At 57.9% G+C, this 11,972-nt stretch carries 11 protein-coding genes; all 11 read left to right on the plus strand.

Features of this window, described 5'->3' with window-relative positions; all coding sequences use genetic code 11:
* Positions 1 to 4 precede the first annotated feature (4 nt).
* The 11 genes from rpoC to rpsS all read left to right on the plus strand — a co-directional run bounded on the left by rpoC (position 5) and on the right by rpsS (position 11,970).
* Complete coding sequence (rpoC, locus tag ACSMEV_RS05345) at positions 5 to 4,204, plus strand: DNA-directed RNA polymerase subunit beta' (protein WP_296269196.1); 4,200 nt, start codon at positions 5 to 7, stop codon at positions 4,202 to 4,204.
* Positions 4,205 to 4,414: 210 nt separating this feature from the next.
* On the plus strand, positions 4,415 to 4,786 hold the full coding sequence (gene rpsL, locus ACSMEV_RS05350; RefSeq protein ID WP_003257088.1) for a 30S ribosomal protein S12: 372 nt from the start codon (positions 4,415 to 4,417) through the stop codon (positions 4,784 to 4,786).
* Between the two features lie 106 nt (positions 4,787 to 4,892).
* Positions 4,893 to 5,363 (plus strand): 30S ribosomal protein S7, encoded by a 471-nt coding sequence (gene rpsG, locus ACSMEV_RS05355; protein WP_003246741.1) that lies wholly within the window; start codon positions 4,893 to 4,895, stop codon positions 5,361 to 5,363.
* A 30-nt stretch (positions 5,364 to 5,393) separates the two neighbouring features.
* Positions 5,394 to 7,538: an elongation factor G gene (fusA, locus tag ACSMEV_RS05360; RefSeq protein ID WP_459207547.1), complete on the plus strand. Its 2,145-nt coding sequence runs from the start codon at positions 5,394 to 5,396 to the stop codon at positions 7,536 to 7,538.
* 27 nt (positions 7,539 to 7,565) lie between these two features.
* Positions 7,566 to 8,759, plus strand: a complete 1,194-nt coding sequence (gene tuf / locus ACSMEV_RS05365) for an elongation factor Tu (protein WP_313740364.1) — start codon at positions 7,566 to 7,568, stop codon at positions 8,757 to 8,759.
* A 141-nt stretch (positions 8,760 to 8,900) separates the two neighbouring features.
* Entirely contained in the window at positions 8,901 to 9,212 is a 312-nt protein-coding gene (gene rpsJ / locus ACSMEV_RS05370; RefSeq protein WP_003186070.1) for a 30S ribosomal protein S10, read from the plus strand.
* Between the two features lie 80 nt (positions 9,213 to 9,292).
* Positions 9,293 to 9,928 (plus strand): 50S ribosomal protein L3, encoded by a 636-nt coding sequence (gene rplC / locus ACSMEV_RS05375; RefSeq protein WP_296269199.1) that lies wholly within the window; start codon positions 9,293 to 9,295, stop codon positions 9,926 to 9,928.
* A gap of 12 nt (positions 9,929 to 9,940) precedes the next feature.
* Entirely contained in the window at positions 9,941 to 10,543 is a 603-nt protein-coding gene (gene rplD / locus ACSMEV_RS05380) for a 50S ribosomal protein L4 (protein ID WP_296269200.1), read from the plus strand.
* The gene (rplW, locus tag ACSMEV_RS05385; RefSeq protein WP_296269201.1) at positions 10,540 to 10,839 is read left to right on the plus strand and encodes a 50S ribosomal protein L23; all 300 of its coding nucleotides are present in this window, start codon (positions 10,540 to 10,542) and stop codon (positions 10,837 to 10,839) included. The genes rplD and rplW overlap by 4 nt, the downstream gene beginning before the upstream one ends.
* Positions 10,840 to 10,853: 14 nt before the next feature.
* Positions 10,854 to 11,678 carry a 50S ribosomal protein L2 gene (rplB, locus tag ACSMEV_RS05390; protein ID WP_296269202.1) on the plus strand — a complete coding sequence of 275 codons (825 nt, stop codon included), beginning with the start codon at positions 10,854 to 10,856 and terminating at the stop codon, positions 11,676 to 11,678.
* 16 nt (positions 11,679 to 11,694) lie between these two features.
* Positions 11,695 to 11,970, plus strand: coding sequence for a 30S ribosomal protein S19 (gene rpsS, locus ACSMEV_RS05395; RefSeq protein WP_013789761.1), 276 nt, complete (start codon positions 11,695 to 11,697; stop codon positions 11,968 to 11,970).
* The last annotated feature ends 2 nt before the right edge of the window (positions 11,971 to 11,972 follow it).

Raw genomic sequence — 11,972 nt, forward strand, 5'->3', positions numbered from 1 at the left:
GGCCTTGAAAGACCTACTGAATTTGCTGAAAAACCAGGGTCAAGTCGAAGAGTTCGACGCCATCCGTATCGGTCTGGCGTCGCCTGAAATGATCCGTTCGTGGTCGTTCGGTGAAGTCAAAAAGCCGGAAACCATCAACTACCGTACGTTCAAACCCGAGCGTGACGGCCTGTTCTGCGCCAAGATCTTTGGCCCAGTCAAGGACTACGAGTGCCTGTGCGGTAAGTACAAGCGCCTCAAGCACCGCGGTGTCATCTGCGAGAAGTGCGGCGTCGAAGTCGCGCTGGCCAAGGTTCGTCGTGAGCGCATGGCGCACATCGAACTGGCTTCGCCGGTCGCCCACATCTGGTTCCTGAAGTCGCTGCCGTCCCGTATCGGCCTGCTGATGGACATGACCCTGCGTGACATCGAGCGCGTGCTCTATTTCGAGAGCTACGTCGTCATCGATCCGGGCATGACCACGCTGGAAAAAGGTCAGCTGCTCAACGACGAGCAATACTTCGAAGCACTGGAAGAGTTCGGTGACGACTTCGACGCCCGCATGGGTGCCGAGGCTGTCCGCGAGCTGCTGCACGCCATTGACCTGGAGCACGAGATCGGCCGCCTGCGTGAAGAGATTCCGCAGACCAACTCGGAAACCAAGATCAAGAAGCTGTCCAAGCGCCTCAAGCTGATGGAAGCCTTCCAAGGCTCGGGCAACCTGCCTGAGTGGATGGTCCTGACCGTGCTGCCCGTGCTGCCGCCGGACCTGCGTCCGCTGGTACCGCTGGATGGCGGCCGCTTCGCGACCTCCGACCTGAACGACCTGTATCGTCGGGTGATCAACCGTAACAACCGTCTCAAGCGCCTGCTCGATCTGTCGGCGCCGGACATCATCGTGCGCAACGAAAAGCGCATGCTGCAGGAAGCGGTCGACGCCCTGCTGGACAACGGCCGTCGCGGTCGCGCCATCACCGGCTCGAACAAGCGTCCGCTGAAGTCCCTGGCCGACATGATCAAAGGTAAGCAAGGTCGTTTCCGTCAGAACTTGCTCGGTAAGCGTGTGGACTACTCCGGCCGTTCGGTAATTACCGTAGGTCCGACCCTGCGTCTGCACCAGTGCGGTCTGCCGAAGAAGATGGCCCTCGAGCTGTTCAAACCGTTCATTTTCGGCAAGCTGGAAATGCGTGGTCTGGCGACCACCATCAAGGCCGCCAAGAAGATGGTCGAGCGCGAGCTGCCGGAGGTCTGGGACGTCCTGGCCGAAGTCATCCGCGAACACCCCGTACTGCTCAACCGTGCACCGACCCTGCACCGTCTCGGCATCCAGGCGTTCGAGCCCGTGCTGATCGAAGGCAAGGCGATCCAGCTGCACCCGTTGGTCTGTGCCGCGTACAACGCCGACTTCGACGGTGACCAGATGGCCGTACACGTGCCGCTGACTCTGGAAGCCCAGCTCGAAGCGCGCGCGTTGATGATGTCGACCAACAATATCCTGTCGCCCGCCAACGGTGAGCCGATCATCGTGCCGTCGCAGGACGTTGTACTGGGTCTGTACTACATGACCCGTGAAGCCATCAACGCCAAAGGCGAAGGTCGCGTATTCGCCGACCTGCAGGAAGTCGACCGCGTGTTCCGCGCCGGCGAAGCTGCCCTGCACGCCAAGATCAAGGTGCGTATCAACGAAACCGTGCGTGAGCGCGACGGTTCCGAGGTCAAGAACACCCGTATCGTCGACACCACCGTCGGCCGTGCGCTGCTGTTCCAGGTCGTCCCGGCAGGTCTGCCGTACGACGTGGTCAACCAGCCGATGAAGAAGAAGGCGATCTCCAAGCTGATCAACCAGTGCTACCGCGTGGTTGGTTTGAAAGAGACCGTGATCTTCGCTGACCAACTGATGTACACCGGTTTCGCCTACTCGACCATTTCCGGCGTCTCCATCGGCGTTAACGACTTCGTTATCCCGGACGAGAAAGCTCGCATCATCGGTACCGCTACCGACGAAGTGAAGGAAATCGAGAGCCAGTACGCCTCCGGCCTGGTCACCCAGGGCGAGAAGTACAACAAGGTCATCGACTTGTGGTCCAAGGCGAACGACGAAGTGTCCAAGGCGATGATGGCCAACCTCTCGAAAGAGAAGGTCATCGACCGTCACGGCGACGAAGTCGACCAGGAGTCCTTCAACTCCATGTACATGATGGCTGACTCGGGTGCGCGGGGTTCCGCAGCACAGATCCGTCAGTTGGCCGGTATGCGTGGTCTGATGGCCAAGCCGGACGGCTCCATCATCGAAACGCCGATCACCGCGAACTTCCGTGAAGGTCTGAGCGTACTGCAGTACTTCATCTCGACTCACGGTGCTCGTAAAGGTCTGGCGGATACCGCGTTGAAAACCGCGAACTCCGGTTACCTGACCCGTCGTCTGGTCGACGTCGCCCAGGATCTGGTCGTAACCGAGATCGACTGCGGTACCGAACACGGTCTGCTGATGACGCCGCACATCGAAGGCGGTGACGTCGTCGAGCCGTTGGGTGAGCGCGTACTGGGTCGCGTCATTGCGCGCGACGTATTCAAGCCGGGTACCGAAGACGTGGTCGTGCCGGCAGGCACCTTGGTCGACGAGCAGTGGGTCGAATTCATCGAGCTCAACAGCATCGACGAAGTGATCGTGCGTTCGCCGATCAGCTGCGAAACCCGCTACGGCATCTGCGCCAAGTGCTACGGTCGCGATCTGGCCCGTGGTCACCAGGTGAACATCGGTGAGGCCGTGGGCGTCATCGCCGCACAGTCGATCGGTGAGCCGGGTACCCAGCTGACCATGCGTACCTTCCACATCGGTGGTGCTGCAAGCCGGACCTCGGCTGCCGACAGCGTCCAGGTGAAGAATGGTGGTGTGGTACGTCTGCACAACCTCAAGCAGGTCGAGCGCGCCGATGGCAACCTGGTTGCCGTATCGCGTTCCGGCGAGCTGGCCATTGCCGACGAATTCGGCCGTGAGCGTGAGCGCTACAAGCTGCCTTACGGTGCCGTGATTTCGGTCAAGGAAGGTGACAAGGTCGATGCTGGCGCGATCGTCGCCAAGTGGGACCCGCACACCCACCCGATCGTGACCGAGCTGAAAGGTACCGTGACCTTCGTGGGCATGGAAGAAAACATCACCATCAAGCGTCAGACCGACGAACTGACCGGCCTGACCAACATCGAAGTTCTGGACGTCAAGGATCGCCCTGCCTCCGGCAAGGAAATCCGTCCAGCGATCAAGATGGTCGATGCCAACGGCAAGGACCTGTACCTGCCAGGTACCGACGTACCGGCACAGTACTTCCTGCCAGCCAACGCCTTGGTCGGTGTGGCTGACGGTGCGCAAATCGCAGTGGGTGACGTTCTGGCACGTATTCCTCAGGAAACGTCGAAGACCCGTGACATCACCGGTGGTCTGCCACGTGTTGCCGACTTGTTCGAAGCGCGTCGTCCGAAAGAAGCGTCGATCCTCGCAGAGGTCAGCGGTACCATCGCGTTCGGTAAGGAGACCAAGGGCAAGCGTCGTCTGGTCATCACTCCGACCGACGGTAGCGATCCGTATGAAGAGCTGATTCCGAAGTGGCGCCACCTGAACGTCTTCGAAGGCGAACAGGTCAACCGCGGCGAAGTCATCTCGGACGGCCCGAGCGACCCGCACGACATCCTGCGTCTGCTGGGCGTCAGTGCACTGGCCAAATACATCGTCAACGAGATCCAGGACGTCTACCGCCTGCAAGGCGTGAAGATCAACGACAAGCACATCGAGACCATCCTGCGTCAGATGCTGCGTAAAGTTGAGATCGCCGAGTCGGGTGATTCGACCTTCATCAAAGGCGACCAGATGGAGTTGACCCAGGTACTGGTAGAGAACGAGCGTCTGGCTGGCGAAGACAAGTTCATCTCCAAGTTCTCGCGCGTACTGCTGGGTATCACCAAGGCCTCGCTGTCGACCGAATCGTTCATCTCCGCGGCTTCCTTCCAGGAAACCACGCGCGTGCTGACCGAAGCGGCCGTCACTGGCAAGCGTGACTACCTGCGCGGTCTGAAAGAGAACGTGGTCGTGGGTCGTCTGATCCCGGCGGGTACCGGCCTGGCCTACCACAGCGAGCGTAAGCGTCGCCGTGATGCCGACAAGCCACTGCGCGTAAGCGCCAGTGAAGTGGAAGCAGCTCTGACCGAAGCGCTGAATTCCAGCGGCAACTGAGTCGAAGGCGGGGCCTCGCCCCTCCTTCCCACGTCCCGGTGACACGAAATGTCACCGATGACCGGGCAGGAGGGGCGAGGCCTTTGTCTTGACTGGCCGCAAGATCCTCTTTAGACTTTTGTACCCTTAAATTTGGTGAGGCTCCGTCTCGCCAATTTTTGGCTTTCTTGCAAGACAATAGCGTCGCAAGACAATCAGTGGAGCTAGTAGATGGCAACTATCAACCAGCTGGTACGTCAGCCGCGTAAGCGTACCGTCGAGAAATCCGACGTACCTGCGCTGCAGAACTGCCCGCAGCGTCGTGGCGTGTGCACTCGTGTGTACACCACCACGCCGAAAAAACCTAACTCGGCACTGCGTAAAGTATGCCGTGTGCGCCTGACCAACGGTTTCGAGGTTTCCTCGTACATCGGCGGTGAAGGCCACAACCTGCAAGAGCACAGCGTCGTCCTGATTCGTGGCGGCCGTGTAAAAGACTTGCCAGGTGTGCGTTACCACACCGTTCGCGGCTCTCTGGATACTTCGGGCGTTAAAGGCCGTAACCAGGGTCGTTCGAAATACGGTACCAAGCGTCCGAAGTAATCGGCCGTTTGCAGACAATCATTTTTTTGAGTCGATAAGAGTAAGGTCGGGCAGGGGTCGAAGACCCGCGTCCCGGGCTAACCTGAAGACCGTTTGAGGGCTTATCATGCCAAGACGTCGTGTAGCAGCAAAACGTGAGATTCTGGACGATCCTAAATACGGATCCCAAATCCTCGCCAAGTTCATGAACCACGTGATGGAAAGCGGCAAGAAGGCTGTAGCCGAGCGCATCGTTTACGGTGCCCTGGATACTGTCAAAGCACGCAAGAACAGCGACCCCCTGGAAATCTTCGAGAAAGCTCTCGACGCCATCGCTCCGCTGGTCGAAGTAAAGTCCCGCCGTGTAGGCGGTGCCACTTACCAGGTCCCGGTTGAAGTTCGTCCGTCCCGTCGTAACGCGCTGGCAATGCGCTGGCTCGTAGACTACGCCCGCAAGCGCGGCGAGAAGTCCATGGCCCTGCGTTTGGCCGGTGAGCTGCTGGATGCCGCTGAAGGCAAAGGTGCTGCAGTCAAGAAGCGTGAAGACGTGCACCGCATGGCCGAAGCCAACAAGGCGTTCTCGCACTACCGCTTCTAATTCAAGCATTACACTTTTTGCGAGGGCTTTATGGCTCGTACTACAGCAATCAACCGCTACCGTAACATTGGTATTTGCGCGCACGTCGATGCGGGCAAAACTACCACTACCGAGCGGATCCTGTTCTACACGGGTTTGAGCCACAAGATGGGCGAGGTGCATGATGGCGCCGCGACCACCGACTGGATGGTGCAGGAGCAGGAGCGGGGTATCACCATTACCTCCGCTGCCGTTACCACCTTCTGGAAAGGCTCCGTTGGTCAGTACGACAACTACCGCGTAAACGTCATCGATACCCCCGGCCACGTTGACTTCACCATTGAAGTAGAGCGTTCGCTGCGTGTACTCGACGGCGCGGTCGTCGTATTCTGCGGCACCTCCGGCGTTGAGCCGCAGTCCGAAACCGTATGGCGTCAGGCCAACAAGTACGGCGTTCCACGTATCGTCTACGTGAACAAGATGGACCGTGCCGGTGCCAACTTCCTGCGCGTCGTAGGTCAGATCAAGAACCGTCTGGGTCACACCCCGGTTCCTATTCAGCTGGCCATCGGTTCGGAAGATAACTTCCAGGGTCAGGTCGACCTGATCAAGATGAAGGCTATCTACTGGAACGACGACGACAAGGGCACCACCTATCGTGAGGAAGAAATTCCTGCCGATATGCTGGAGCTGGCTGAAGAGTGGCGCAACAACATGGTTGAAGCCGCCGCCGAAGCCAACGAAGAACTGATGAACAAGTACCTTGAAGGAGGTGAGCTGACCGTCGACGAAATCAAGGCAGGTCTGCGTGCGCGCACCCTGGCCAGCGAAATCGTTCCCGCTGTCTGCGGTTCGTCGTTCAAGAACAAGGGTGTTCCCCTGGTTCTCGACGCCGTCATCGAGTTCCTGCCTGCGCCGACCGAGATCCCTGCAATCCAGGGCATCAACCCGGACGACAAGGATCTGGATAAAGAAGATCCGGCCATTCGTAAAGACGAGCGTCACGCTGACGACAACGAGCCGTTCTCGGCTCTGGCGTTCAAGATCGCGACTGACCCGTTCGTCGGCACGCTGACCTTCGTTCGCGTCTACTCCGGCGTACTGAGCTCCGGTGACTCGGTCATCAACTCGGTCAAAGGCAAGAAAGAGCGCGTTGGTCGTATGGTGCAGATGCACGCCAACCAGCGTGAAGAGATCAAGGAAGTGCGCGCTGGCGACATCGCCGCCCTGATCGGCATGAAAGACGTGACCACGGGCGAAACCCTGTGCAACGCCGACAAGCCAATCATCCTCGAGCGTATGGACTTCCCAGAGCCGGTCATCTCCCTGTCCGTCGAGCCGAAAACCAAGGCCGACCAAGAGAAGATGGGCATCGCTCTCGGTAAGCTGGCCCAGGAAGACCCGTCGTTCCGCGTCAAGACCGACGAAGAAACCGGCCAGACCATCATCTCCGGTATGGGTGAGCTGCACCTGGACATCCTCGTTGACCGCATGAAGCGTGAATTCAACGTCGAAGCCAACATCGGTAAGCCTCAGGTTTCGTACCGCGAGAAGATCACCAAGTCCAACGTCGAGATCGAAGGCAAATTCGTTCGTCAGTCGGGTGGTCGTGGTCAGTTCGGTCACTGCTGGATCCGTTTCTCGGAGCCGGAAGTCGATGCGAAAGGCAACATTACCGAAGGTCTGGAATTCAAGAACGAAGTCGTTGGTGGTGTGATTCCTAAGGAATTCATCGCCCCGATCCAGAAAGGTATCGAAGAGCAGATGAAAAACGGCGTCGTTGCCGGTTATCCTCTGATCGGCCTCAAGGCCACGGTATTCGACGGTTCGTACCACGACGTCGACTCCAACGAAATGGCGTTCAAAATCGCTGCTTCCATGGCAACCAAGCAACTGGCCCAAAAGGGCGGTGGCGTGGTACTGGAGCCGATCATGAAGGTCGAAGTTGTAACCCCGGAAGACTACCTGGGTGACGTGATGGGTGACCTGAACCGTCGTCGTGGTCTGGTACAGGGTATGGATGAGTCGGTCTCCGGCCGCGTCGTCCGCGCTGAAGTTCCGCTCGGAGAGATGTTCGGTTACGCGACCGACGTTCGTTCCATGTCTCAGGGTCGCGCAAGCTACTCCATGGAATTCTCCAAATACGCCGAAGCTCCGTCGAACATCGTCGAAGCACTCGTTAAAAAACAAGGCTAATCCCCTTTAGGCAAGAGGTTCACTGTCGTGGCTAAAGAAAAATTTGATCGTTCCCTTCCGCACGTTAACGTTGGCACCATCGGCCACGTTGACCACGGTAAAACTACCCTGACCGCAGCTCTGACCCGCGTCTGCTCCGAAGTTTTCGGTTCGGCTGCCGTTGAGTTCGACAAAATCGACTCGGCTCCAGAAGAAAAAGCGCGCGGTATCACCATCAACACCGCTCACGTCGAATACAACTCGACCATTCGTCACTACGCTCACGTCGACTGCCCAGGTCACGCTGACTACGTGAAGAACATGATCACCGGTGCTGCCCAGATGGACGGCGCGATCCTGGTTTGCTCGGCCGCCGATGGTCCGATGCCACAAACCCGTGAGCACATCCTGCTGTCCCGTCAGGTTGGCGTTCCGTACATCGTGGTCTTCCTGAACAAGGCTGACCTGGTAGACGACGCTGAGCTGCTGGAACTGGTCGAGATGGAAGTTCGTGACCTGCTGTCCACCTATGACTTCCCAGGCGACGATACCCCGATCATCATCGGTTCGGCTCGTATGGCGCTGGAAGGCAAAGACGACAACGAAATGGGCACCACCGCTGTCAAGAAGCTGGTTGAGACCCTGGACAGCTACATCCCAGAGCCAGAGCGCGCTATCGACAAGCCGTTCCTGATGCCGATCGAAGACGTGTTCTCGATCTCGGGTCGTGGCACCGTGGTAACCGGCCGTATCGAGCGTGGCATCGTCCGCGTTCAAGACGCCCTGGAAATCGTTGGTCTGCGTGACACCACCACCACCACCTGCACCGGCGTTGAGATGTTCCGCAAGCTGCTGGACGAAGGTCGTGCTGGCGAGAACTGCGGCGTTCTGCTGCGTGGTACCAAGCGTGACGACGTTGAGCGTGGCCAGGTTCTGGTCAAGCCAGGTTCGGTCAAGCCGCACACCAAGTTCACCGCAGAAGTCTACGTTCTGTCGAAAGAAGAAGGCGGTCGTCACACTCCGTTCTTCAAAGGCTACCGTCCTCAGTTCTACTTCCGTACCACTGACGTGACCGGTAACTGCGAACTGCCGGAAGGCGTTGAAATGGTAATGCCAGGTGACAACATCCAGATGACTGTCACTCTGATCAAAACCATCGCAATGGAAGACGGCCTGCGTTTCGCCATCCGTGAAGGCGGTCGTACCGTCGGCGCCGGCGTCGTAGCCAAAATCATCGAGTAATCACTCGACCGATTGAAAAAGCCCCCGCTCAGCGGGGGCTTTTTTTATTGGGTTGACACTAAATGGGGGCGTCTATAGAATCACGCCTCCTTTTAGCGGGCCTATTGCGCCCGTTGGGAACAGCCTGGAGTCTGAAATCCAATGCAAAATCAGCAAATCCGTATCAGGTTGAAGGCTTTCGACCATCGCCTGATCGACCAATCCACCCAGGAAATCGTGGAAACCGCGAAACGTACTGGTGCACAAGTGCGTGGTCCTATTCCACTGCCTACCCGTAAAGAGCGTTTCACCGTTCTGGTTTCCCCGCACGTCAACAAAGACGCGCGTGACCAGTACGAGATTCGCACTCATAAGCGTGTTCTGGACATCGTCCAGCCAACGGATAAAACCGTTGACGCGCTGATGAAGCTTGATCTTGCGGCAGGTGTGGAAGTACAGATCAGCCTCGGCTAAGACTTCGGTCTTGTCCGTGTAACGCTCTGAAATGGGCGGCCATAGCGGGTGAAAGCCCCGTACACTCATGAGGTTACAACATGACTATTGGTGTAGTCGGTCGTAAATGCGGCATGACCCGCGTTTTCACCGAAGAAGGTGTCTCCATTCCGGTCACGGTCATTGAGATCGAACCGAATCGCGTCACCCAGTTCAAGACTGAAGAAACCGATGGCTACCGTGCAGTGCAAGTCACTGTCGGCGAGCGTCGCGCCTCGCGCGTGACCGCAGCTCAAGCCGGTCACTTCGCCAAAGCAAACGTTGCCGCTGGTCGCGGTGTCTGGGAGTTCCGTCTTGAAGAAGGCGAGTTCCAGGCTGGCGACTCGATCAAAGCTGAACTCTTCACTGCAGGCCAGCTGGTAGACGTAACTGGTCAGTCGAAAGGTAAAGGCTTCGCCGGTACCATCAAGCGCTGGAACTTCCGTGGTCAGGACAATACCCACGGTAACTCCGTGTCGCACCGTGTCCCAGGTTCCATCGGCCAGTGCCAGACTCCTGGTCGTGTGTTCAAGGGCAAGAAAATGTCCGGTCACATGGGCGCCGAGCGCGTGACTGTGCAGTCCCTGGAAGTTGTTCGCGTAGACGTTGAGCGCAACCTGCTGCTCGTCAAAGGTGCCGTTCCAGGCGCTACTGGCGGCGACGTGGTTGTACGTTCGGCTGTCAAGGCTCGCGGTTAAGGGGAAACTGACATGCAACTTAATGTAAATGACGCTCAGGCGATCGAAGTTTCCGAACTGACCTTCGGTGGCGAATTCAACGAGACGCTGGTACACCAAGCAGTCGTGGCCTACATGGCCGGCGGCCGTCAAGGCACCAAGCAGCAGAAGACTCGTTCCGACGTTTCCGGTGGCGGTAAGCGCCCATGGCGTCAGAAGGGTACTGGCCGTGCTCGTGCCGGTACTTCGCGTGGTCCAATCTGGCGCGGCGGTGGTGTCACCTTCGCAGCTCGCCCTCAAGATCACTCGCAAAAGCTCAACAAGAAGATGTATCGCGCTGCTCTGCGCTCCATCCTCGCTGAGCTGGTACGTAGCGATCGTCTGGTCGTGGTTCAGGACTTCGCTGTCGAAGCTCCGAAAACCAAAGACCTGCTGAACAAGCTGAACGGCATGGGTCTGAACGACGTACTGATCGTTTCCGACGATGTTGATCAGAACCTGTACCTGGCTGCCCGTAACCTGCCGCACGTCGACGTACGTGACGTTCAAGGTTCCGATCCGGTCAGTCTGATCGCATACGAGAAAGTGTTGATCACTGTCTCGGCCGTGAAGAAATTCGAGGAGCTGCTGGGATGAACCAGGAACGCGTATTCAAAGTCCTCCTTGGCCCGCACGTTTCCGAGAAGGCTACCGTTCTGGCTGAGAAGAAAGGCCAGTTCGTATTCAAGGTTGCTACCGATGCAACCAAGCTGGAAATCAAGAAAGCTGTCGAAGGCCTGTTCAACGTAAAAGTTGAAAACGTGTCGACTGTCAACGTTCTGGGTAAAACCAAGCGTACCGCACGTGGTCTGGGCAAGCGTAATGACTGGAAGAAGGCGATCGTCTCCCTTCAAGCCGGCCAAGATCTCGATTTCAGCAGCAGTGCTGAGTAAGGAAGGGGTGCATCATGGCAATCGTTAAATGCAAACCGACTTCCCCTGGCCGCCGTTTCGTGGTCAAGGTGGTCAACAAGGAGCTGCATAAAGGCGCTCCTCACGCACCGCTGCTCGAGAAGAAATCGAAGTCTGGTGGTCGTAACAACAATGGCCGCATCACCACGCGTCACGTCGGTGGTGGTCATAAGCAGCACTACCGTATGGTCGACTTCCGTCGCAACGACAAAGATGGCATCCCTGCCACTGTCGAGCGTATCGAATACGATCCAAACCGTACTGCTCACATCGCCCTTCTGTGCTACGCAGATGGCGAGCGTCGCTACATCATCGCGCCGAAAGGTGTGAGTGCAGGCGACCAGCTGATCGCAGGTGCCCTGGCCCCAATCAAGGCCGGCAACTCGCTGCAGCTGCGCAACATTCCAGTTGGTAGCACCATTCATGGTGTCGAACTGAAGCCTGGCAAAGGTGCCCAGATCGCTCGTTCCGCTGGTGCTTCGGCACAGCTGATCGCTCGTGACGGTGTCTACGTGACCCTGCGTCTTCGTTCTGGTGAGATGCGTAAAGTACTGGCCGAGTGCCGTGCGACCCTGGGCGAAGTCTCGAACTCCGAGCACAGCCTGCGTTCGCTGGGTAAAGCTGGTGCCAAACGCTGGCGTGGCGTTCGCCCAACCGTTCGTGGTGTTGCCATGAACCCGGTTGACCACCCGCATGGTGGTGGTGAAGGTCGTACCTCCGGTGGTCGTCATCCGGTATCGCCATGGGGCTTCCCAACCAAGGGTGCGAAAACCCGTGGTAATAAGCGTACCGACAATATGATCGTCCGTCGTCGCAAGTAACTAGAGGGATACGACAGTGCCACGTTCTCTGAAAAAAGGTCCTTTCATCGATCTTCACCTGTTGAAGAAGGTCGAAGTGGCGGCGGAAAAGAACGATCGCAAACCGGTGAAAACCTGGTCGCGCCGTTCGATGATCCTGCCACAAATGGTCGGTCTGACCATCGCTGTACACAACGGTCGTCAACACGTCCCCGTTCTGGTGAACGAAGACATGGTCGGCCACAAACTGGGCGAGTTCGCCGGTACCCGCACTTATCGTGGGCACGTGGCTGACAAGAAAGCCAAGCGTTAAGG

Source organism: Pseudomonas sp. MLB6B (genome assembly GCF_054508135.1).

Excerpts from the sequence above, each read along its gene's own strand:
- rpsL (WP_003257088.1), top strand. The coding sequence starts at position 4,415 with ATGGCAACTATCAACCAGCTGGTACGTCAGCCGCGTAAGCGTACCGTC.
- rpsG (WP_003246741.1), top strand. The coding sequence starts at position 4,893 with ATGCCAAGACGTCGTGTAGCAGCAAAACGTGAGATTCTGGACGATCCT.
- fusA (WP_459207547.1), top strand. The coding sequence starts at position 5,394 with ATGGCTCGTACTACAGCAATCAACCGCTACCGTAACATTGGTATTTGC.
- rpsJ (WP_003186070.1), top strand. The coding sequence starts at position 8,901 with ATGCAAAATCAGCAAATCCGTATCAGGTTGAAGGCTTTCGACCATCGC.
- rplC (WP_296269199.1), top strand. The coding sequence starts at position 9,293 with ATGACTATTGGTGTAGTCGGTCGTAAATGCGGCATGACCCGCGTTTTC.
- rplD (WP_296269200.1), top strand. The coding sequence starts at position 9,941 with ATGCAACTTAATGTAAATGACGCTCAGGCGATCGAAGTTTCCGAACTG.
- rplW (WP_296269201.1), top strand. The coding sequence starts at position 10,540 with ATGAACCAGGAACGCGTATTCAAAGTCCTCCTTGGCCCGCACGTTTCC.
- rplB (WP_296269202.1), top strand. The coding sequence starts at position 10,854 with ATGGCAATCGTTAAATGCAAACCGACTTCCCCTGGCCGCCGTTTCGTG.